We start from the raw sequence: 21,007 nt of genomic DNA on the forward strand, positions 1-21,007 counted from the left end.
TCCTTTCCATTGCTGTCAGACCTGCCGTAGCCCAGCCGGACCGGACTCGATCCCAACCGGCGGCAGTGTCGCCAGGAGGTCGTCCGGTGGACTGGCAGGCAGCCGGAGGGTGAACGTCGATCCACCACCAAGAGTGCTCGACACCTCCACCCGTCCGCCATGGTTGCTCGCGATGTGTTTCACGATCGCCAGCCCGAGCCCGGTGCCGCCGGTGGCACGCGAGCGGGCCTGGTCGGCCCGGTAGAACCGTTCGAAGATCCGGTCCACGTCGGTGGGCGCGATGCCGATGCCCTGGTCAGCGACGGCGATCTCGACGTGCTCGTCGTCGCCGCGCAGGGTGACCCGCACCGCGGTGTCCGCGCCGGAGTAGTTGATGGCGTTCTCCACAAGGTTCGCCACCGCCGTGGCGAGTTGCGAGTCGCTGCCGTACGCCGTGAGGCCCCGCTGACCGTCCACGGTCACCTCGACACCTCGGGCGGAGGCGGTGGTGCGGGTCCGATCGACGACCTCGGCGATCACCCAGTCCAGCGCGACCGGCTCCGGTGGCGGCTGCGGTTCGGCGCCCTGCAACCGGGTCAACTCCAACAACTCCTGCACCAGCCGGCCCAGCCGGGTCGACTCGTGCTGGATCCGTTCGGCGAACCGGCGGGCGGCCACCAGGTCCTCGGAGAGGTCGGGCGCCGCCGCGTCGGCCGGTTCGGTCGCGTCCAGCAGGGCCTCGGCCAGCAGTTGAAGCGCGCCGATCGGGGTCTTCAGCTCGTGGCTCACGTTGGCCACGAAGTCGCGTCGCACCCGGGTCAGCCGGTGCGACTCGGTCACGTCGGCCGCCTCGACGGCGATGAAACCGTTGCCCAGACCCATCGCCCGCAGGTGCACGCCGAGCGGGTTCTCGCCCGCGCTGTCGCGACCTCGGGGCAGGTCAAGCTCGATCTCGCGTCGCACGCCGGTGCGTCGCACCTGACCGGCAAGGGTACGAATCAGCGGGTGCGCGGCTATCGAGCCGGGGCTGCTGCCGGCACGCAGAAGCCCCATCGCGCGGGCGGCCGGGTTGATCAGCACGGGCTCGTCGTCGTTGTCGAGTACCACGACACCGGCCCGGAGCGAGTCGATCGTCCGGCGGCCGAGCCCGGTCTGCTGCTCGTCGGCTATCGCGGGCCTCCCCCTGCTCCAGCGGGAGCTCGCGCCGCCCGTCGACGTGGAGCGGCCGTCCCGCGCGGGCAGGAACCGGGGCAGCAGGAAACCGGCGGCCAACCCGGCCACCAACGCCAAGGCGACCACGACCGCCACTGCCCACTCCACCCGGCGATCGTAGGGTCATTGTTAACCTGGCTACCACACAGATCGGGACGAACCACCCTCACTTTCAAAACTGTTCACCCCCGCGTCTGGCGTCGTTCACCGTGGTTCATCCGGGGTCCGTCCGAGCGCCCTACCGTTGGCGTCGCACCTGCTCAACCCCCTGCGCCGGCACCCGTCGGCGGCGACCGACCACAGGACGTGATGATGCGCGACGAGTTCCGGGCCGACCTCCAGATCGTCAGCCAACTGCTGGTGGACATGGCGGAGGGCGTCCGCGCCGCCATGCGCCAGGCCACCCGGGCCCTGCTCACCGCCGACCGGCAGGCCGCCGAGACGGTCATCGAGCGGGACGCCGAGATCGACGACCTCTACCGGCACGTCGAGGAGCGGGTCTGTGACCTGCTCGCCCGACAGGCGCCGGTCGCCTCCGACCTCCGGGCGATGATCACCGCGCTGCACGTGGCCGCTGATCTCGAACGGATGGGCGACCTGGCCGAGCACGTGGCGAAGACCGCGCTGCGCCGGCACCCCTCCCCGGCCGTCCCGGCCGAGCTACGGACGGTCTTCACCGAGATGTCCGAGATCGCCGACCGGATGGCGGTGAAGATCGGCTCGGTGCTGGCGAAGCCCGACGTCGACCTCGCCAGCGAGCTGGACGGCGACGACGACGCCATGGACGAGCTGCACAAGAACCTGTTCGCGGTGCTCCTCGGCGACGACTGGCCGTACGGGGTGGAGACCGCGATCGACGCCACCCTGCTGGGTCGCTTCTACGAGCGCTTCGCCGACCACGCGGTCAACGCCGGCGAGCACGTGATCTACCTGATCACCGGGCAGAGCGCGCCCACCAGCAACTGACGTACGAGACGAGAAAGGGCCCCCGGTCATCGCTTCGCGCGTGACAGGGGGCCCTTTCCGACAGCTCAGCGGCCCTGGTTGGCCACCGCCGCGGCGGCTGCCTTCGCGGCGGTCGGGTCGAGGTAGGTGCCGCCCAACGTGAGCGGGCGCAGCTGCGGGTCGAGGTCGTAGCGCAGCGGGATGCCCGTCGGGATGTTGAGCTTGGCGATCGCCTCGTCGGAGATCTGGTCGAGGTGCTTGACCAGGGCGCGCAGCGAGTTGCCGTGCGCGGCCACCAGCACCGTCCGGCCGGCCAGGATGTCCGGCACGATCGAGTCGTACCAGTAGGGCAGCATCCGGTCGACGACGTCCTTGAGGCACTCCGTGCGCGGCATCAGCTCGGTCGGCAGCAGCGCGTAGCGGGGGTCACCCACCTGCGACCACTTGTCGTCGTCCGCGATCGGCGGCGGCGGCGTGTCGTACGACCGGCGCCAGAGCATGAACTGCTCCTCGCCGTACTCGTCGAGGGTCTGCTTCTTGTTCTTGCCCTGCAGGGCGCCGTAGTGCCGCTCGTTGAGCCGCCACGACCGGCGCACCGCGATCCAGTGCCGGTCGGCGGCGTTGAGCGCCAGCTCGGCGGTGCGGATCGCACGGCGCATGACGCTGGTGTGCACGACATCCGGCAGCAGGCTGTGCTCGCGCATCAGTTCACCGCCGCGCCTCGCCTCGCCCTCGCCCTTCTCGGTCAGGTCGACGTCCACCCAACCGGTGAAGAGGTTCTTGGCATTCCAGTCGCTCTCACCGTGTCGCAGCAGGACCAGCGTCCCGACGGTGGGCCCTTCGCTCGCAGTCATGCGGATCATCCTGCCTCAACCGCCGAGGGGACACGCGGGCAGCCGTCGTGACGACCACCACGTGAAAATCCGGGTGACCAGCGGCTCGGCCCGCCACTAGGGTTGTAAGGCGCGGCAGTCATATCGGTCATTACTTGCAAGCGGGGCGCCATATGCGGACGATGCGGAGCTGGTTCCGGGACACCACCGGCGGCCTGCCCACCACCTTCTGGTACCTGTGGTCGGGCACCCTGATCAACCGGCTCGGCTCGTTCGTCCTCGTGTTCCTCGCCATCTACCTGACCCAGGAACGCGGCTTCTCGGCCTCGCAGGCCGGGCTGGTGATCGGTCTGTGGGGCGTCGGCGGCGCGTTCGGCACCACCGCCGGCGGCACTCTCGCGGACCGGTGGGGCCGGCGGCCGACGTTGCTCACGGCACACGTGGGCGCCGCCGCGATGATGCTCGGCCTCGGCCTGGCCCGGGACCTCTGGGCGGTGGCGCTGGGCGCCCTGCTGCTCGGCATGTTCGCCGAGGCGGCCCGACCCGCGTTCGGCGCGATGATGATCGACGTGGTGCCGGCGAAGGACCGGCTGCGGGCGTTCTCGCTCAACTACTGGGCGATCAACCTGGGCTTCGCCTGCGCCGCCGTCCTCGCCGGTCTCGCCGCGCAGGCGGACTACCTGCTGTTGTTCGTGGTCGACGCGGCCACCATGCTGATCACCGCGCTGATCATCTTCAGCCGGGTGCCGGAGACCCGACAGGCCCGTTCGGTCACCGCCACCGCAACCACCACGGCTCCGCGCGGCGCCCTGCGCACGATCCTCACCGACCGGGTCTACCTCGGCTTCGTGGCACTCAACCTGTTCGCCGCGCTGGTCTTCCTCCAGCACATCTCGATGCTGCCGATCGCGATGGGCGACGACGGCCTGAGCCCGGCCACCTACGGCTCGGTGATCGCGCTGAACGGCATCCTGATCGTGGTCGGCCAGCTCTTCGTGCCCCGACTGATCCGGGGTCGGAGCCGCTCACACGTGCTCGCGCTGGCATCCGTGGTGATGGGCGTCGGGTTCGGGCTGACCGCGTTCGCCGGCACCGCCTGGTTCTACGGGCTGACCGTGCTGATCTGGACGGTGGGCGAGATGCTGAACTCGCCGTCCAACTCCACTCTGATCGCCGAGCTCTCCCCCGCCGAGCTGCGCGGCCGTTACCAGGGCGTCTTCTCCCTCTCCTGGCAGATCGCCGGGGCCAGCGCGCCGATCCTGGGTGGCCTGGTGCGCGAGCACATCGGCAACGACGCGCTCTGGTACGGCTGCGCCGCGCTCGGCGTCGTGACCGCGGTGGCCCACCTGGTGTCGGGGCCGGCCCGGGAGCGGCGTGCCGCCGCGCTGCGCCGCTCCGGCGAGGCGCTGACACCGGTCACCGCCACCCGGGGGTCCCAGCCCGCCGAGGCCGCCGTCTGACGACACGCCCGAGGTTCGGGCTTCAACTGGCGCGACGCGGCCTGGGTTTTCTACCGTGCAGGTGAAACGGTTAAGAAACTGAACTGTAGGGAGGTCGGTTGTACGCCGCGCGGCGCTGGTGGCACGACACCGCAGGCGGACTCCCCGCCACCTTCTGGTACCTCTGGGCCGGCCTGCTGATCAACCGGGCCGGCGCCTTCGCCATGCTGTTCCTCTCGCTGTACCTCACCGACGTACGCGGGGCGAGCGTCGGGCTGGCCGGCACTGTCGTCGGCGCGTACGGGGCCGGTGGAGCGGCCGGAGTGCTGCTCGGCGGGGTGCTCGCCGACCGGTGGGGTCGCCGGGCGACGCTGCTCGCCGCGCACCTGGCAACGGCCGCCCTGATGGTGGCGCTCGCCTTCAGCCGACCCCTTCTCCTGATCGCGGTGCTCGCCGCGCTCGTCGGCGTGGTCCACTCGATGCCCAGCCCGGCGTTCGTCGCGGCGATCGTCGACGTGGTGCCCGCCGAACGCCGCTCACGCGCCTTCAACCTCCAGTTCTGGGCGTTCAACCTGGGCATGGCTGTCGCCTCGTTGCTCGCCGGGGTGCTGGCCGAGGCGAGCTTCACCGCGCTGTTCCTGGTCGACGCCGGTGCCACTCTGACCGCCGCCGCCGTGATCGGCTGGAAGGTGCCGGAAACCCTGCGGCTGGCCAAGCCCACAGCCGACCGTCCGCCGGCCGCTCGTCCGGCCACCGGGTCCGCCCGGCCCCGCCGGCCAGGGCTGCACACCGCGCTGACCGACCGCACGTTCCTGGTCTTCGTCGGGCTCACCTTCGTGCTGGCCGTACTCACCATGCAGACGTCGACGATCATGCCGTTGGCCATGCGGGCGGACGGCCTGGGCCCGTGGGCGTACGGGGTGGTGGTGGCGCTCGGCGGCGCGCTGATCGTGATCGGGCAACTGTTCGTGCCTCGGCTGATCGACCGGCACCGCAAGGACGTCGTGCTGGCCGCCTCCACCGCACTGCTGGCGCTCGGCTTCGGGGTGTTGGTCGTCGCCGACGAACTGGCCGTCTACCTGGGCGCCGCGGTGGTCTGGACGATCGGCTCGATGCTCGCCGCCCCGCCCAACGCGCAGATCAACGCCGACCTGGCACCGCCGCAGTTGCGCGCGCGCTACCAGTCGGTCTTCTACCTGACGTTCCCGGCAGCCGCCTTCATCGCTCCCACCCTCGGCGGAGTGAGCCTTCAGCACCTCGGCGACCTGCACTGGCTGATCGTGGGTGGGGTGGGCCTGCTGGCCGCGCTCGGGCATCTGCTGGCCGGGCCATCCCGGGAACGACACGTCGCCGCGCTGCGTCAGGCCGCCCGGCCGGAATCGACAACAACCGCAGACCGCGTACCAACGGCGTAATCGGCATTCCACGGCAAAGCGCCCACCGTGACCCGAAAGTCATGGTGGGCGCCCGCCGGTGGGGCCGGCGGCGGCGGGCAGACACTCACCCCCGTAAGCGTCGCCCGCTCACGCCGCCGGTCCAAACAGGTGGTAACCGTCCCCCAACGGTTGTCCACCCGTCCCCTCGCACCTCGCCTGGTGCGCGGATCTGATCGATCCGCCGCTCCCCCGAACGTTTCCAAGCGTGGTGCGGTGCAATAAAGCTAGTTCGCCCGGATTCTGGATTCAACCCAGATCGGCTGTCTCGCCCGTCACAACTGGCGAGTATCCGCCGTTCCGGCCTCGGTCATTGGCAACAGCCGCGTACCCGGCAGCCATTCCCGCAAACACCTAACCGTCTTCCCGATCGGGTGACTCGGTCCGGAAGAAGTTGCTCTGCCGGCCGTCGCGCATCTGTTCCTGATAAATCAGGTTCAGCTTGCGCAGGTCGAAAGTATAAAACCAGTCATCCCAGGTGATTTCCCGAATCCGGCTGCTTTCCCGGTATCCGGGGATGTTGAAGGTCAACACACCCGCTCGACCATCCCGCTCGGTGCGGGCGATGGTCGCCGGTTTTGCCCCGCGTTCCCGGGCCCAGCGCTGGATCACCTCGTGATTCGCGGTGATCAGGCTCCGCCCGGGCCGCTCCGGCCGATCCGTCAACGACGAGATCACCTGCGAGCTGCGGACCGACCGTCCGGTTCCCCGTCCGGTTCGGATCCCGCCGGCTGCCGCGCCGCCACCGGCCGGCGCGGTGCGCTTGGCAGGGGCCGCACGCTTTGCCGTTGTGCGCTTGGCGGGCGCCGCCCGCTTCGCCGTCGTGCGCTTCGCCGCTGCCGTACGCTTCGCCGCCGGCCGCGCCGGTGCCTTCTTCGCCGGCGCCTTGCGGGCTGGCGCCGTACGGGCCGTCGCCGTCCTGCGCGCGGCCGTCGACGTCGCCGCCGTCGTCTTCTTGGCGGCTGTCGTCTTCTTCGCCGCCGTCGTCTTCTTCGCCGCCGTCGTCCGCTTGGCCGCCGTCGACTTGCGGGCGGCGGTCGTCTTCTTCGCCGCGGCCCGCTTCGCCGGTGCGCTCTTGTTCGCCGGCGCGGCCTTCGCCCGGCTCGGCGCCGCCCTGGCCGCCGACTTCTTGGTGGCGGCGGCACGACCCGCCGACGCCCTGGTGCCGGTGGCCCGACCCGACGGGCCGGTGCTGCTCCGACCCGCGCCGGCCCGCATCGAGCGCACCAACTGTTTCACCAGGTCGGGCTTACGCAGCGCGGAGATCCCGGAGACCCCGCGTTTGCGCAGTTGCCCTCGGATGTCGTCCACCCGCATCCGGGAGATCTCCGACTCGGAGACTCCCGGGGTGCCCGGCGTCTGGTTGCCGGCCTGTCGCTTCGTCCTGGTCGCAGTCGCGCCGCGACCTGAGCTGTTCCGCTGAGCCATGGGATGCTCCGCTCCTTGGCACTCCGTCCTCGGCGCGCGGGGGTCCCTTGCCGCACCGCGCGGTGCGGCATACCCGTCAGGAGCAGTCCGAACCACCCTCATGTCGGAGGCGCGGAAGGCGCGGGCGCCGAGCGCGGTGCAGCTGTGTGGTCAGGCCGGGTCGGGGCCGGAGCCGGACGGCTCGAAGAGATGGGCGAACGCGGCCAGGTTGGCGGTCGACTCGCCGCGCTTGACCCGCCACTCGTACTCCCGCCGGATCGAACTGCCGAAGCCGATCTCCAGCATCGTGTCGAACGACTCGTCGGAGTAGGTGAGCACGGAACCGAGCAGCCGGTCCAACTCGTCGGCGTCCACGCCGGCCGGGTTGACCCGACCGGTCAGGTACACGTCGCCGACCGCGTCGGTGGAGAAGGAGACGCCGTACATGCGGGCGTTGCGCTGCAACAGCCAGGCCCACAGCTCCTCGCGGCGCTCGTCCGGCTGACGCATCACGAACGCCTCGATGCGCAGCGCGTGCTCGCCGACGATCAGGTTGCAGATCGTCTTGAGCTTGTGGGTGCCCGGCAGGGTCACCGCGTACGAGCCGGGGCCGGTCGACTCCCAGGCCAGGTCACGCTCGGCACAGACCGACTCGATCAGGGTCGCAAGATCGCTCTTCGGGCTCACCGGACCCACTCTACGACCGACCCGGCCGACGCACCGGTTGGCGACCGGTGTACCCGGTCACCAGGAGCAGGACAGCGCCGGATCACCGGCCAGGTCCGCCGCGAGCCGGGCGCGGTGCCCGGCGATCGCCTCGCCGTACACGCCGAGCAGGCCGGTGACCGTGCGGTCCCAGGAGAACTGCCGGGCGTGCTGCTCGGCGCCACGGGCCAGCACCGCCCGGAGTGCCCGGTCCGGCAGCAGGCGGCCCAGCGCACGGGCCCAGTCGACCGGGTCGTGGCCGTCGATCAGTACGCCGCTCACGTGATCCCGTACGGCGGTGACCAGTCCTCCGACGGCGGCGGCCAGCACCGGCGTACCGCAGGCCTGTGCCTCCAGGGCGACCAGCCCGAACGATTCGTTGTGTGACGGCACGGCGACCAGATCGGCGGCCCGGTACAACGCGGGCAGGTCGTCGCCGGTGAGCGGGGGCAGGAACCGCACCCCGTCGGTGACGCCGAGCGTGCCGGCCAGCTCGATCAGGGCGGTCGGCCGGTCCAGGCCGCTGCCGCTGGGCCCGCCGCAGATCACCACTGTCACCTGGTCGGCCAGTGCCGGGTCGCGCTCCCGCAGGGCGGCGACCGCGCGGATCAGCACGTCGGGGGCCTTGAGCGGTTGGATCCGACCGACGAAGGCGACGACGTACCCCTCGGCCGGCAGCCCCAGCCGGCGGCGAGCCTCGCGGGCAGCCGCGGACCGCTCGCCCGGCGCGGGCCGGAACCGGCCCAGGTCGACACCCGGCTGTACGACGGACACGCGGGCGGGGTCGGCGTCGTACCGATCGAGGAGGTCGCTGGCCTCGACCCGGGTGTTGGCGACCAGCCGGTCCGCCTCGGCGACCACCTGCTCCTCGCCGATCACCCGAGCCTTCGGCTCTGGTCGGTCACCGGCAGCGAGCTGGGCGTTCTTGACCTTCGCGAGGGTGTGCGCGGTGTGCACGAGCGGCACACCCCACCGCTCCTTGGCCAGCCAGCCGACCTGACCGGAAAGCCAGTAGTGGGAGTGGATCAGGTCGTAGTGCCCGGGCGGGCGGGACGCCTCGGCGCGCAGCACCCCTGCGGTGAAGGCGCAGAGCTGGCCGGGCAGTTCCTCTTTGGTGAGGCCCTCCAGGGGCCCGGAGGTGATGTGCCGGACCTGCACGCCGGGTGCCATCTCGACAACCGGGGGGAGGTCGCCGGAGGTGGCCCGGGTGAAGATCTCCACCTCGACGTTGGCCTCGGCGAGCCGCCGGGCGACTTCGAGGATGTAGACGTTCATTCCGCCGGCGTCGCCCGTGCCGGGCTGGTGCAGGGGGGAGGTGTGTACCGACAGGGTGGCGATGCGGCGAGGCCGGGGCCACGGTTGGGCACCTCGCTGACGCCCGACACCGGTGTGCATTTCCGCCACATCCGCTCCTTTGCCACGGTTGATGCCGTCCGCACGACCGGCGCTTCTCGGTCAACCTGTACGCCGGATGTCATCTTCCCCATCGGGCTTCGGAAATTCCCGGCGCGGCCCCCACTGGTGACGGACCTCATCAACGGGACGCCGTCAATGGCTGCCCCCGCGCCCGGTCGGGGCGGGTCGTGCGGCCGGGGGACAATGTCGAAATGACCTCTGTCGCCATCGTCACCGGAGCATCCAGCGGGATCGGCGCGGCCACCGCCCGTCGGCTCGCCGCCGAGGGCTTCCACGTGCTCGCCGCCGCCCGCCGCGCCGAACGCCTCGCCGACCTGGTCGCCGAGATCACCGCCGCCGGCGGGCAGGCCACCGCGGTGACCTGCGACATCACCTCGGACGAGTCGGTGGCCGCGCTGGCCGAGGCCGCCGCCCAGGCACCCGGGCCGGTCACCCTGCTGGTCAACAACGCTGGCGGGGCGCGTGGACTGGACCCGGTGGAGTCCGGCTCGGTCGCCGACTGGCAGTGGATGTACGACGTCAACGTGCTCGGCACGCTGCGGGTCACCCAGGCCCTGCTGCCCGCGCTGGAGGCCTCCGGTTCCGGCACCATCGTGGTGGTCTCCTCCACCGCCGGCCTGACCGTCTACGAAGGTGGGGGCGGCTACACGGCGGCGAAGCACGCGCAGACCGCCATCGCCGGCACCCTCCGCCTGGAGCTGTGCGGCCGCCCGCTGCGGGTGATCGAGATCGACCCGGGCATGGTGAAGACCGACGAGTTCGGGCTGGTCCGCTTCGAGGGTGACGCGGAACGGGCGGCCGCCGTCTACGCCGGGGTGCCGGGGCCGCTGGTCGCCGAGGACGTCGCCGACTGCATCGCCTGGTGCGCCACCCGCCCGGAGCACGTCAACATCGACCGGCTGGTGGTCCGGCCACGGGCGCAGGCCGCCCAGCACAAGGTGCACCGAGTCAGCCAGTGAGGCGCGAGGAGTGAGCCGGGTTTGCGAGCCCCGCAGTCGCGAGCACAAGCGGCCAGTGAGGCGCGAGGAGTGAGCCGGGTATGAGCGGCGCGGCGCGGCGTCGGCCGCTCGGCGTGGTCACCCGGGGCACGACCAACCCGAATCGACTGCGTCGGGTGGACAACTGGATCGTCGCCACCTGTGCCGACCGGCTGTCGGCCGCGGCCGACCCCCTGGTGGTCGACCTCGGCTACGGCGCCACCCCGGTGACCGCTGTGGAGTTGCGCGCTCGGCTGGCGGCCGGGGTTCGTCCGGACGTACGGCTGGTCGGGTTGGAGATCGACCCGGCCCGGGTGGCCGCGGCGGCGCCGGCCGCCGACCCACCCGGCCTGACGTTCGCCCGGGGTGGGTTCGAGCTGGCCGGGCTCCGGCCGGTGCTGGTCCGCGCGTTCAACGTGCTCCGACAGTACGACGAGAGCGAGGTGCCGGACGCCTGGCGGACGATGACCGCCGCGCTCGCCCCGGGTGGGGCACTCGTCGAGGGCACGTGCGACGAGTTGGGGCGCCTCGCCAGTTGGCTGCTGATCGACGCCCACGGCCCCCGGACGCTGACTCTCGCGGCGAAGCTCACCACGCTGGGCAGCCCCGCGGAGCTGGCCGAGCGGTTACCCAAGGCGCTGATTCACCGCAACGTTCCCGGTGAGCCGGTGCACGATCTGATCCGCGCGCTGGACGACGCCTGGCAGGCCGCCGCCCCGTACGCCACCTTCGGCCCCCGCCAACGCTGGCTCAGAGCGGTGAGCCGGCTCCGCGAGACCGGCTGGCCCGTCCTCGACGGCCCCAGCCGCTGGCGCCAGGGCGAGTTGACCCTCCCCTGGCCCCTCCCGGCGCGAGCTGGTTAGAGGGCGCAGTTCACCAGGACTGGTTCGGGGTGGAGGGTTACGCCGAAGCGGGCGTGGACCTGGTCGCGAATGTCGCGGGCCAGGGCCAGCAGGTCGGCGGTGTGGGCGGTGCCGCTGCGGTTGGTGAGGGCGAGCGTGTGCTTGCTGGAGATGGCCGTCCCGCCCGGACCGGGGTGACCCTTGGTGAAGCCGGCCTTGTCGATCAGCCAGGCCGCGCTGACCTTGACCATGCCGTCGGCTCCCGGCCAGGCGGGCGGGTCACCGATGTCGGCGGCGCGCTCCCGGAGCAGCTCGTACGTCGCCCCGTCGAGCACCGGGTTGGTGAAGAAGGAGCCGACGGAGCGGGTGTCCGGGTCGGTGGAGTCGAGCACCATGCCCTTGCCGGCACGCAGCCGCAGCACCGTCGCCCGGGCGTCCGCCAGCGGCACCTGGTCGCCCACCTCGACACCGAGCGCCCTGGCGAGCTCGACGTAGCGCACCGGCCCGGAGAGCGGGGACCGGGTGAGCCGGAAGTCGACGGAGAGCACCACCCAGCGGTCCGCGTACTTGAAGATGCTGCCTCGGTAGGCGAACCCGCAGTCGGCGGCGGGGATGATCTGGCGGGTGCCCTCGACCCGGTCGTACACCTCGACGCCGGTGATCGTCTCGGCGACCTCCTGGCCGTAGGCACCGACGTTCTGGATCGGGGTTGCGCCGGTCGAGCCGGGGATGCCGGAGAGGCACTCCAGACCGGCCCAGCCGTTGGCGACCGTGGCGGCGACCAGGTCGTCCCACGGTTCGCCGGCCTCGACCCGTACGGTGACCGACCCGGCGTCCTCCGCGACTACGCGCAGGCCCCGGGAGCGCACCAGGACGACGGTGCCGGGGAAGCCGGAATCGCCGATCACCAGGTTGCTGCCACCGGCCAGGACCAGGACCTGCTCGTCCGCGTCCCGGACCGCACGGATGATCTCTTCGGCGCTGCCGGCGGCGACGATGCGCGCGGCCGACCCACCCATCCCTAGAGTCGTGTAGCTGGCCAGTGGACCAGGGATGGCACGATCGGCTGCGGTTGTCGGCTGGGCGGAGGCGTCTGGCACGCCCTTCACCTTAGGCTGAGTAGTAGCCGTGGCACCCACTGGTCGCCCGGCACCCCCGGGAGGATGGCGATGAGCAGACTGCAGGGCAGCAAGGATTTTTGGATCGGGGCGCTCCGGGCGGAGGGTCCGGCATTCGCGGCGGCGGTGGCCGAGGCGCCGCCGGAGACACCGGTGCTGTCCTGTCCGGGCTGGACGGTCAACGACCTGACACTGCACCTCGCTGGCATCTATCACTGGGTGTCGTCGTTCGTCGGCTCCGGCGCGACCGCGCAGCCGGCCCGCCGCGAGCCGCTCGAGGCGGACCCGGGCGCGAGCCCGCTCCAGCTCTGGCAGCAGGGGTACGACCGGCTGTTGACCGTCCTCGACGGCCTCGACCCGGAGGCACCGGCGTGGAACTGGGCGCCGCAGCCGAAGAAGGCCGGCTTCTGGCCGCGCCGGATGGCTCACGAGACGGCGGTGCACCGCTGGGACGCCCAGCTCGCCATCGGGGCCGGTGACCCGGTCGAGGCGAAGCTGGCGGCCGACGGGGTGAGCGAGGTTCTGGACACCTGGCTGCCGGCGGGCCGGCGGCACGTGCCGGGCGACTGGCACGGGGTGGTGCAGCTTTCCGCGACTGACGCGGCCCAGGAGTGGTATCTGCGGCTGCGCGGCGAGGGGGTGGCGCTGCTCGACACGGCGACCATCTTCGACCACGACGACCACCATGCCCGGGTGCAGGTCAGCGGCAACGCGAGCGACCTGCTGCTGGCGCTCTGGGGTCGGGTGAGCTTCGAGACGCTGGATGTCGCCGGCGACCGGGGCCTGCTGGAGGGTCTGCGCCCCGACTGAGCGGGCCTCTTCGACGAGGGCGTCACCCATTGACGGGGGGCGCCCTCGAACTCGTCGTGGGTCACGTCCGAATATCAAAGAGAGCGCTCTCTTGACAGGGCCGGACACGTCCCAGCACCCTGTCCGTGAGAGCGCTCTCTTAACCATCTGCCACCACCGACCACCTTGAGAGAGGTCGAAACCCATGGCTGTCTTCCCGCGCCGCCGGCTCGCCGCGGTAGCCCTCGCCGCGACCACCGCCCTGCTCGTCACCGCCGGCTGCGGTGGCGGCGACGAGCAGAGCGGGGACGGGCCCGTCACCCTGACCGTCGACGTCTTCGGTCAGTTCGGTTACGAGCAGCTCTACCAGGAGTACATGACCGCGAATCCCGACGTGAAGATCGTCGAGCGCGGCACCGGCACCAACCTCGACGAGTACTCACCGAAGCTCACCCAGTGGCTCGCCGCCGGCCGGGGCGCCGGCGACGTGGTGGCCATCGAGGAAGGGCTGATGGTCGAGTACAAGGCCAACCCCGGCAACTTCGTCAACCTGCTGGACCACGGCGCCGCCGACCTCAAGGGCAACTTCCTCGAGTGGAAATGGAACGCCGGCCTGACCGCCGACGGCAAGCAGCTCATCGGCCTCGGCACCGACGTCGGCGGCATCGCCATGTGCTACCGCAAGGACCTCTTCGAAAAGGCCGGCCTGCCCACCGAGCGCGACGAGGTCTCCAAGCTCTGGCCCACCTGGCCGGACTACATCGCCACCGGTGAGAAGTTCGCCGCGGCCAAGACCGGGGCGTCCTTCCTCGACGCGGCCACCAACACGTTCAACACGATCCTGCTGCAGACCGCCGGCAACAGCAGCGGCTACAGCTACTACGACACCAGCGAGAAGCTGGTCGTCGACAGCAACCCGGCCGTGCGACAGGCCTACGACACCACCATGGACATCATCGACTCGGGCCTCTCCGGCAAGTACGGCTCCTGGTCGGAGGAGTGGGTGTCCGCCTTCAAGCAGTCGAAGTTCGCCACCATCGCCTGCCCCGCCTGGATGACCGGCGTCATCGAGGCCAACGCGGGCCCGACCGCCCAGGGCAAGTGGGACATCGCACGGGTGCCCGGCAACGGCGGCAACTGGGGCGGGTCGCACCTCGCCGTGCCGAAGCAGAGCAAGCACCAGGCCAAGGCGATCGAGCTGGCCAAGTTCCTCACCAGCGCCAAGGGTCAGATCGGCGCGTTCAAGGCCAAGGGCCCGCTGCCCTCGTCCCCGCAGGCGCTCGACGACCCGGCGATCACCGGCGCGACCAACGCGTACTTCTCCGGGGCGCCCGTCGGCTCGATCTTCGGCACTGGCGCGAAGAGCCTCAAGCCGGTCTACATGGGCCCGAAGAACCAGGCCGTCCGCACCGAGGTGGAGAACGCCGTGCGGACCGTGGAGCTGGGCCAGCGCAGCCCCGCGCAGGGCTGGACGGACGCGGTGACCAACGCCAAGAAGGCCGCCGCCAAGTAGCCCGAGCGATCGTGCGGGCGGGCCCCGGTCACCGGAGTCCCGCCCGCACGGCGAAAGGAGTCCCCGGGCATGACCGCCCAGCTCGAAGCCCGCCCGCCGGTCGCACCGGCACCCCCGCGTCCGACAGGTCGCTTCAGCCGGCTCGACACCCGGTTCTCGCCGTACCTCTACATCGCCCCGTTCTTCCTGATCTTCGCGATCTTCGGGGCCTACCCGCTGGCGTACACCTTCTGGGTCTCGCTGCACGACTGGGACCTGCTCGGCACCGACCACCCGTTCGTCGGCGCCGAGAACTACACGCGGCTGCTCGCCGACACCGACTTCTGGCACGCGCTGGTCAACACGCTGGGCATCTTCGTGATCTCCACCGTCCCACAGCTGCTCGCCGCGCTCTGGCTTGCCAATCTGCTCAACCGGGGCCTGCGGGCGCGTACCGGCTGGCGGATGGCGGTGCTCGTCCCCAACGTGACCTCCACCGCCGCCGTGGCGATCGTGTTCGGAGTGCTCTTCGGCCGTGAGTTCGGCATGATCAACTGGCTGCTCGACCTGGTCGGGATGGACCCCATCGGCTGGAAGTCCAACCGGTTCGCCTCCTGGGTGGCCATCTCCGCCATGGTCGACTGGCGGTGGACCGGCTACAACGCGCTGATCCTGCTGGCCGCCATGCAGGCCATCCCCAGGGACCTGTACGAGGCCGCGGCGATCGACGGCGCCAACCGGGCGCGGCAGTTCTGGTCGGTCACCGTGCCACTGCTCAAACCGACGATCATCTTCTGCACCATCATCGCCACCATCGGCGGGTTGCAGCTCTTCACCGAGCCCCGGATGTTCCACTCCGGCACCAACCCGATCCGCGGCGGGCCGCTGCGCGAGTCGCAGACCCTGACCATGTACATGTTCGAGAACGCCTTCGCCCCGCACTACAACTTCGGCTACGGCTCGGCGGTCGCCTGGCTGCTCTTCGCGCTCATCGCGATCGTCGCGGTGGTCAATGTGCTGATCCTGCGCCGCCTCGGCGGCGGATCGGGCCCCGACGCACGGAAGGGATCGGCGCGATGAGCCGGCTCTGGCGGGCCAGCCCGCTCACCTACCTGGCCCTGGTCGTCGCGGCCGGCCTGTCGATCTTCCCGATCTGGTGGATGATCGTCGTCGCCAGCCGCTCCAACGACGCGATGGGCCAACTGCCACCCCCGGTCACCCCCGGCGGCAACCTGGGCGCGAACATCTCCCGGCTGTTCGACAACACCGACGCGTACTTCGCCACCGGCCTGATCAACTCGACGATCGTGGCCACCACGGTCACCGTGTCCGTGGTGTTCTTCTCCAGCCTGGCCGGGTTCGCGTTCGCCAAGCTGCGGTTCCGCGGCCGCAACGCGCTGCTGCTGGTCATCATCGCGACGATGATGGTGCCGACCCAGCTCGGCGTGATCCCGCTCTACCTGCTGATGACCCGGCTGCAGTGGAACGACCGGCTGCCCGCGGTTATCGTCCCGGTGCTGGTCACCGGGTTCGGGGTGTTCATGATGCGGCAGTACGCCGGCCAGGCCATCAGCGACGAGCTGATCGAGGCCGCCCGGATGGACGGCTGCGGCACCGCCCGGATCTGGTGGCACGTCGTCGTGCCCGCGCTGCGCCCCGCCGCCGCCGTGCTCGGCCTGCTCACGTTCATGACCACCTGGAACGACTTCCTGTGGCCGTACGCTGTGCTGAACGACCCGGCGAATCCCACAGTGCAGCTCTCCCTGCGGGCGCTGTCGGACGGTTACTACCAGGACATGTCGCAGGTGTTCACCGGGACAGCGATCGCGACGCTGCCCCTGCTACTGGTCTTCGTGTTGTTCGGCCGGCAGATCATCGGCGGGATCATGGAAGGTGCGGTCAAGGCGTGAGCGAGCGAACCAGCAGGCACAGCAACGAGGCGTCGACGACGCCGCGAAGCGGTGGCGTCGACGAACTCCGTTTTCCCGACCATTTCCTCTGGGGGGCGGCCACCGCCGCGTACCAGATCGAGGGCGCGGCCCGCGACGACGGTCGCGGTCCGTCCATCTGGGACACCTTCAGCCGTACGCCGGGCAAGGTGTACCAGGGTCACACCGGCGACGTCGCCTGCGACCATTACCACCGGTACGCCGACGACGTGGCGCTGATGGCCGAACTGGGCCTGCGGGCGTACCGTTTCTCGGTCGCCTGGCCCCGCATCCAGCCCGACGGCACCGGCCCGGCCAACCCGCGTGGGCTGGACTTCTACGACCGCCTCACCGACGCGCTGCTCGACCGGGGAATCGACCCGATCGTCACCCTCTACCACTGGGACCTGCCGCAGGCCCTGGGCGACCGTGGTGGCTGGACCAACCGGGACACCGCCGAGCACTTCGCCACCTACGCCACCGCCGTGTACGCCCGCCTCGGCGACCGGATCGACGTGTGGACCACGCTCAACGAGCCGTGGTGCTCGGCCTACCTCGGCTACGGCAACGGGGTGCACGCCCCGGGCGAGCAGGACCCGGGAGCGGCGTTCACCGCCGTACACCATCTGCTGCTGGGCCACGGCCTGGCGGCGCGGGCGCTGCGGTCAGCCGGCGCGCGCAGCGTCGGCATCACCGTCAACCCGGCCGACGTGCGACCGGCCGACCCGGAGAGCGCGGCGGACGCCGCCGCGGTGCGCCTGGTCGACGGCCTGCACAACCGGATCTTCCTCGACCCGCTGCTGGCCGGTGGCTACCCGGACGACGTCCGCGAGCACGTGGCGCGGATCATCGAGCCGACGTTCATCCGCGACGGTGACGAGAAGCTGATCGCCGCGCCGATCGACCTGCTGGGGATCAACTACTACGCGCCCGGTTATGTGGCCGGCCGACCCGACGGCGCCGGCAACGACGCCTACCCGGGCACCGAGGGCGCTGTGCACTTCGTGCCGCCGACCGGGCCACTGACCGACATGGGCTGGATGATCGAGCCGGCCGGGCTGACCCGGTTGCTGGAACGGATCGCCACCGACTACCCCGGCGTGCCCCTGCTGATCACCGAGAACGGTGGGGCGTTCCCTGACAAGCCGGGCGCCGACTCGCCCGACGGTCCGACGCAGGTCATGGACACCGATCGCATCGCCTACCTCGACGGGCACCTGCGCGCGGCGCACGAGGCGATCTCCCGGGGCGTGGACCTGCGCGGTTATCTCGTATGGTCATTGCTGGACAACTTCGAGTGGGCGGAGGGTTACCGCAAGCGGTTCGGGATCGTGCATGTCGACTACCTGACCCAGCGGCGCACACCGAAGGCCAGCGCCCGGTGGTACCAGGAGGTGATCTCCCGGAACGGGCTGTGACAAGCGGGGGGAAGGGCGCGATGACGACGGCACAGCGGCCGACGCTCGAAGCGGTGGCGGCGCGGGCCGGGGTGTCCCGCGCCACCGTTTCGCGGGTGGTCAACGGCTCCACCACCGTCGCGGAGCCGATCCGGGAGGCGGTCACCCGGGCCGTCGCCGAGCTGGGGTACGTGCCCAACCTGGCCGCCCGCAGCCTGGTCACCCAGCGCACCGACTCGATCGCCCTGGTCATGCCGGAGGCGGCCACCCGGGTCTTCTCCGACGACCAGGTCTTCCCCGGCATCATCCGTGGCGTCAGCCAGGAGCTGGAGGCGGCCGACAAGCAACTGGTGCTGATGCTCGCCGGTTCGCCGGCCGGGCATCAGCGGGTCGAGCGGTACACCACCGGTCGGCACGTCGACGGGGTGCTGTTCGCCTCGCTGCACGGCGCCGACCCGTTGCCCGGCACACTGGCGCGGCTTGGCATCCCGGTGGTGGTCAGCGGTCGGCCGCTCGGCGACGTGCCCGTGCCGTACGTCGACGTGGACCACGTGGCCGGGGTGACCACAGCCGTCCGACACATGATCGACATCGGTCGGCGGCGGATCGCCACCATCGCCGGCCCACAGGACATGGTCGCCGGCATCGAGCGACTCAGCGGTTACCGCAGCGCGGTCGCCGACGCGGGGCTGCCCGAGCTGATCGCCGTCGGCGACTTCACCCGCGAGTCCGGTGCGGCGGCGATGCGTCGCCTGCTCACCGAGCACCCCGACCTGGACGGCGTCTTCGCCGCCTCCGACCTGATGGCGCACGCCGCTCTGCGGACGCTGCGCGAAGCCGGCCGGCGGGTGCCCGACGACGTCGCGGTGGTCGGCTTCGACGACATCGAGACGGCCGCGTACACCGAGCCACCGCTGACCACCGTCCGGCAGCCGATCGTGGAACTCGGCCGCCGGATGACCCGGCAACTGCTCCGGCTGGCCGCCGGGGAGGAGATCGAGCAGGCGGTCATGCTCCCCACCGAGCTGATCCGACGAGCCTCCGCCTGACCACGCCGCCCGCGGCAAGATCCGGGCAACTTCGGTGTTAATGGTTCGCTCGGGTCTGCGTTCGTCGCTAGCCTCGCCGGCATGCCGGATGCTGTCGCGTTGCTGCACGTCCCCGCCCTGTCCGACGTCGCCGAGTACGCGTACGCGGCCATCGTCGAGCCGCCCGCCCGGCTGGTGTTCACCGCCGGGGCGTGTCCGCTGGACGCCGAGGGACGCACCGTCGCGCCGGGCGACCACGCCGCGCAGGCCCGGCAGGTGATGGCGAACCTGGAGACCGCCCTCGCGGCGGCCGGCGCCACGCCCACCGACGTCGTCAAGACCACCGTCTACGTGGCGTCGTCGCAGCAGAAGGACCTGGTGACCGTCTGGGAGGTGGTGCGGGACTTCTTCGGCGACCACGACCCACCCAGCACCCTGCTCGGGGTCGCCGTGCTCGGCTACACCGACCAGCTCGTCGAGGTCGAGGCCGTCGCCGCCGTACGGACGGAGGCCTGACATGCGCATCCGTGTGGCGCGATCCGACGACGCCCCGGCCGTGGTGGCCCTGCGGGCGGCTGTCTACCCGTACCTGGTGCGCGGGGTCGAGTCGACCCGGAAGATGATCGCCGAACCGCCGCCCGGGGAAGACTGGACCGCGTTCGTGGCCGAGGTCGACGAGCGGGTTGTCGGTTGGGTGTCCGCCGAACGCATCGGCACGACATCGGCGGCGGACGTCGGTGGCATCAACCTGCTGCACGTGCACCCGGAACACCGGCGGCACGGCATCGGCACCGCCCTGCTGACCGCCGCGACCGACTTCCTCCGCCCGTTGGGAATCCGCCGGGTGCGTGCCATGGCGCAGCCCGACGCGCTGCCGTACGCCCGGCGGCACGGCTACGAGCCCAGCCGGGAGGTGCGCTACTCGGCGCTCGACCTGAATCCGGCACCCGCGCTGCCCGACCCGCCTCCGGGGGTGCGGCTGCTTCCGATCGCCGACCTGGACCCGCACCTCCTGTACGCGGCGGACGTGGCCTCGGCGGCGGACGAACCGGGGGACGTGCCGGTCGACTCGAAGAGCTACGAGAGCTGGCAGTACGACGTGTGGGACAACCTCGGGCTGGACAAGGCGTCCAGCATCGCGGCCGAGGTCGGTGGTGAGGTGGTCGCGTTCAGCCTGGTGAAGCGGGACGGGGACCGGATGTGGTCGGACTACACCGGCAGCATCCCGACGTACCGGGGCCGAGGGCTGGCGCGGCTGGCCAAGGCGGCCGCGCTGCACCGGGCCGCCGCCACAGGCGTACGCGTCGCGTACACCTCGAACGACGAGGCGAACGCGCCGATGTTGGCGATCAACGCCCGACTGGGCTATCGGCCGGTGACATCGCAGTGGTCCTGCCTGGCCGACCTGAGCTGATCGTCGTCGCCCGGTCGGGCCGAACCCTCAGCCGCTGTCGAGATCGAGGTACGGGCTGAGGAGTTCGCGGGCGAGGCCGGTTGCGGTCCGCAGCGGAAGCCCTCCCTCGATCATCCGGCTCAGGGCGTAGACGATCGACTGGACCAGTTCTGCCATGCGGGCCGGGTCCGACGAGCCGTGGTCAGTGAGCGCGGCCCGCAGCGGGGCTTCCAGGCTGTCGTGCATGAGCCGACTGGACGCGGCGAGTGTCTCGCTGCTGCCGGCCGATGCCAGCGCACGGGCCAGTGCGTGATCGCCTCGGGCAACCAGTTGCAGGTTGGCTTCCACGTACGCCTGGATCTTCGGTCCGGGGGCGGCGGCCTCGTCCATGTGCTTCTCGACGTACGCCGACCAGCGGGGGAACGTGTCGATGACGAGTGCGTCGAACATGTCGGCGCGGGACTTGAAGTACGAGTAGACGCTGGATCGGGCGAGGCCGGCATGCTGGGCGACCTCGGCCAGCCCAGGGATCTGCTCGGGGTGTTTCGACAGCAGGGCGCGGGCCGCGTCGAGCAGCGCGGCGCGTTGGGAGGCCCGATGCTCGGCGACAGTCGCGGCCTGGATCTTCGGCACGCCGCCCCCCTTGTTCCGGACGGACGTGGCCGGCCTGGTCG

The 21,007-nt window shown here is 71.1% G+C and carries 20 protein-coding genes; 13 read left to right on the forward strand and 7 right to left on the reverse strand.

The genetic code is table 11. From position 1 onward, the window contains the following. Nucleotides 1-15 precede the first annotated feature (15 nt). On the reverse strand, nt 16-1,299 hold the full coding sequence (locus tag CLT68_RS03740; protein ID WP_099848851.1) for an ATP-binding protein: 1,284 nt from the start codon (nt 1,297-1,299) through the stop codon (nt 16-18). A 204-nt stretch (nt 1,300-1,503) separates the two neighbouring features. On the opposite strand from CLT68_RS03740, the gene phoU reads away from it, so the two are divergent. Then, nucleotides 1,504-2,157: a phosphate signaling complex protein PhoU gene (phoU, locus tag CLT68_RS03745; RefSeq protein WP_088952041.1), complete on the forward strand. Its 654-nt coding sequence runs from the start codon at nt 1,504-1,506 to the stop codon at nt 2,155-2,157. 65 nt (nt 2,158-2,222) lie between these two features. Here phoU and CLT68_RS03750 read toward each other — a convergent pair whose 3' ends face one another. Beyond that, on the reverse strand, nt 2,223-2,990 hold the full coding sequence (locus CLT68_RS03750) for a phosphoglyceromutase (protein WP_099848853.1): 768 nt from the start codon (nt 2,988-2,990) through the stop codon (nt 2,223-2,225). A 152-nt stretch (nt 2,991-3,142) separates the two neighbouring features. On the opposite strand from CLT68_RS03750, the gene CLT68_RS03755 reads away from it, so the two are divergent. Together CLT68_RS03755 and CLT68_RS03760 are read left to right on the forward strand one after the other, a co-directional pair. After that, nucleotides 3,143-4,429 (forward strand): MDR family MFS transporter, encoded by a 1,287-nt coding sequence (locus CLT68_RS03755; protein WP_088950354.1) that lies wholly within the window; start codon nt 3,143-3,145, stop codon nt 4,427-4,429. 98 nt (nt 4,430-4,527) lie between these two features. Continuing rightward, on the forward strand, nt 4,528-5,823 hold the full coding sequence (locus CLT68_RS03760) for an MFS transporter (RefSeq protein ID WP_099848855.1): 1,296 nt from the start codon (nt 4,528-4,530) through the stop codon (nt 5,821-5,823). A 372-nt stretch (nt 5,824-6,195) separates the two neighbouring features. On the opposite strand, the gene CLT68_RS03765 is transcribed toward CLT68_RS03760, so the two are convergent. From CLT68_RS03765 to mshA, 3 genes are all read right to left on the reverse strand, one after another. Then, nucleotides 6,196-7,059: a hypothetical protein gene (locus CLT68_RS03765; RefSeq protein WP_486482411.1), complete on the reverse strand. Its 864-nt coding sequence runs from the start codon at nt 7,057-7,059 to the stop codon at nt 6,196-6,198. A 360-nt stretch (nt 7,060-7,419) separates the two neighbouring features. After that, nucleotides 7,420-7,935, reverse strand: coding sequence for a type III secretion system chaperone family protein (locus tag CLT68_RS03770; protein WP_088952043.1), 516 nt, complete (start codon nt 7,933-7,935; stop codon nt 7,420-7,422). 57 nt (nt 7,936-7,992) lie between these two features. Beyond that, nucleotides 7,993-9,357 (reverse strand): D-inositol-3-phosphate glycosyltransferase, encoded by a 1,365-nt coding sequence (gene mshA, locus CLT68_RS03775; protein ID WP_099848857.1) that lies wholly within the window; start codon nt 9,355-9,357, stop codon nt 7,993-7,995. A gap of 203 nt (nt 9,358-9,560) precedes the next feature. On the opposite strand from mshA, the gene CLT68_RS03780 reads away from it, so the two are divergent. Beyond that, complete coding sequence (locus CLT68_RS03780; RefSeq protein WP_099848859.1) at nt 9,561-10,328, forward strand: SDR family oxidoreductase; 768 nt, start codon at nt 9,561-9,563, stop codon at nt 10,326-10,328. Between the two features lie 80 nt (nt 10,329-10,408). Continuing rightward, the gene (locus tag CLT68_RS03785) at nt 10,409-11,209 is read left to right on the forward strand and encodes an SAM-dependent methyltransferase (RefSeq protein WP_099848861.1); all 801 of its coding nucleotides are present in this window, start codon (nt 10,409-10,411) and stop codon (nt 11,207-11,209) included. On the opposite strand, the gene CLT68_RS03790 is transcribed toward CLT68_RS03785, so the two are convergent. Then, nucleotides 11,206-12,288, reverse strand: a complete 1,083-nt coding sequence (locus tag CLT68_RS03790) for a UDP-N-acetylmuramate dehydrogenase (RefSeq protein WP_099856758.1) — start codon at nt 12,286-12,288, stop codon at nt 11,206-11,208. The genes CLT68_RS03785 and CLT68_RS03790 overlap by 4 nt on opposite strands. Before the next feature lie 69 nt (nt 12,289-12,357). Here CLT68_RS03790 and CLT68_RS03795 point away from each other — a divergent pair, with 69 nt between their 5' ends. The 8 genes from CLT68_RS03795 to CLT68_RS03830 all read left to right on the forward strand — a co-directional run bounded on the left by CLT68_RS03795 (nt 12,358) and on the right by CLT68_RS03830 (nt 20,354). Beyond that, the gene (locus tag CLT68_RS03795; RefSeq protein ID WP_099848863.1) at nt 12,358-13,116 is read left to right on the forward strand and encodes a maleylpyruvate isomerase family mycothiol-dependent enzyme; all 759 of its coding nucleotides are present in this window, start codon (nt 12,358-12,360) and stop codon (nt 13,114-13,116) included. Between the two features lie 184 nt (nt 13,117-13,300). After that, nucleotides 13,301-14,608 carry an extracellular solute-binding protein gene (locus tag CLT68_RS03800; protein WP_099848865.1) on the forward strand — a complete coding sequence of 436 codons (1,308 nt, stop codon included), beginning with the start codon at nt 13,301-13,303 and terminating at the stop codon, nt 14,606-14,608. Between the two features lie 69 nt (nt 14,609-14,677). Then, nucleotides 14,678-15,667 (forward strand): carbohydrate ABC transporter permease, encoded by a 990-nt coding sequence (locus tag CLT68_RS03805; RefSeq protein WP_099848867.1) that lies wholly within the window; start codon nt 14,678-14,680, stop codon nt 15,665-15,667. Then, nucleotides 15,664-16,497: a carbohydrate ABC transporter permease gene (locus tag CLT68_RS03810; protein WP_099848869.1), complete on the forward strand. Its 834-nt coding sequence runs from the start codon at nt 15,664-15,666 to the stop codon at nt 16,495-16,497. Before CLT68_RS03805 ends, CLT68_RS03810 begins: the two co-directional genes overlap by 4 nt. After that, complete coding sequence (locus tag CLT68_RS03815; protein ID WP_099848871.1) at nt 16,494-17,933, forward strand: GH1 family beta-glucosidase; 1,440 nt, start codon at nt 16,494-16,496, stop codon at nt 17,931-17,933. The genes CLT68_RS03810 and CLT68_RS03815 overlap by 4 nt, the downstream gene beginning before the upstream one ends. 20 nt (nt 17,934-17,953) lie before the next feature. Continuing rightward, a complete protein-coding gene (locus CLT68_RS03820; protein ID WP_088950365.1) occupies nt 17,954-18,961 on the forward strand; it encodes a LacI family DNA-binding transcriptional regulator in 1,008 nt (335 codons plus the stop codon). An 81-nt stretch (nt 18,962-19,042) separates the two neighbouring features. After that, on the forward strand, nt 19,043-19,456 hold the full coding sequence (locus CLT68_RS03825; RefSeq protein WP_099848873.1) for a RidA family protein: 414 nt from the start codon (nt 19,043-19,045) through the stop codon (nt 19,454-19,456). Nucleotide 19,457: 1 nt separating this feature from the next. Then, nucleotides 19,458-20,354, forward strand: coding sequence for a GNAT family N-acetyltransferase (locus tag CLT68_RS03830; protein WP_099848875.1), 897 nt, complete (start codon nt 19,458-19,460; stop codon nt 20,352-20,354). 27 nt (nt 20,355-20,381) lie between these two features. Here the strand turns inward: CLT68_RS03830 and CLT68_RS03835 are convergent, their stop codons facing one another. Further along, nucleotides 20,382-20,966, reverse strand: a complete 585-nt coding sequence (locus tag CLT68_RS03835) for a TetR/AcrR family transcriptional regulator (RefSeq protein WP_099856759.1) — start codon at nt 20,964-20,966, stop codon at nt 20,382-20,384. Nucleotides 20,967-21,007: the final 41 nt, after the last annotated feature.

This window comes from Micromonospora sp. CNZ299 (assembly GCF_002754415.1).

Bases quoted from the DNA above. Each gene is read 5' to 3' on its own strand.
- phoU (WP_088952041.1), top strand. From the start codon at position 1,504: ATGCGCGACGAGTTCCGGGCCGACCTCCAGATCGTCAGCCAACTGCTG.
- CLT68_RS03750 (WP_099848853.1), bottom strand. From the start codon at position 2,990: ATGACTGCGAGCGAAGGGCCCACCGTCGGGACGCTGGTCCTGCTGCGA.
- CLT68_RS03755 (WP_088950354.1), top strand. From the start codon at position 3,143: ATGCGGACGATGCGGAGCTGGTTCCGGGACACCACCGGCGGCCTGCCC.
- CLT68_RS03765 (WP_486482411.1), bottom strand. From the start codon at position 7,059: ATGCGGGCCGGCGCGGGTCGGAGCAGCACCGGCCCGTCGGGTCGGGCC.
- CLT68_RS03780 (WP_099848859.1), top strand. From the start codon at position 9,561: ATGACCTCTGTCGCCATCGTCACCGGAGCATCCAGCGGGATCGGCGCG.
- CLT68_RS03785 (WP_099848861.1), top strand. From the start codon at position 10,409: ATGAGCGGCGCGGCGCGGCGTCGGCCGCTCGGCGTGGTCACCCGGGGC.
- CLT68_RS03795 (WP_099848863.1), top strand. From the start codon at position 12,358: ATGAGCAGACTGCAGGGCAGCAAGGATTTTTGGATCGGGGCGCTCCGG.
- CLT68_RS03800 (WP_099848865.1), top strand. From the start codon at position 13,301: ATGGCTGTCTTCCCGCGCCGCCGGCTCGCCGCGGTAGCCCTCGCCGCG.
- CLT68_RS03805 (WP_099848867.1), top strand. From the start codon at position 14,678: ATGACCGCCCAGCTCGAAGCCCGCCCGCCGGTCGCACCGGCACCCCCG.
- CLT68_RS03810 (WP_099848869.1), top strand. From the start codon at position 15,664: ATGAGCCGGCTCTGGCGGGCCAGCCCGCTCACCTACCTGGCCCTGGTC.
- CLT68_RS03820 (WP_088950365.1), top strand. From the start codon at position 17,954: ATGACGACGGCACAGCGGCCGACGCTCGAAGCGGTGGCGGCGCGGGCC.
- CLT68_RS03825 (WP_099848873.1), top strand. From the start codon at position 19,043: ATGCCGGATGCTGTCGCGTTGCTGCACGTCCCCGCCCTGTCCGACGTC.
- CLT68_RS03830 (WP_099848875.1), top strand. From the start codon at position 19,458: ATGCGCATCCGTGTGGCGCGATCCGACGACGCCCCGGCCGTGGTGGCC.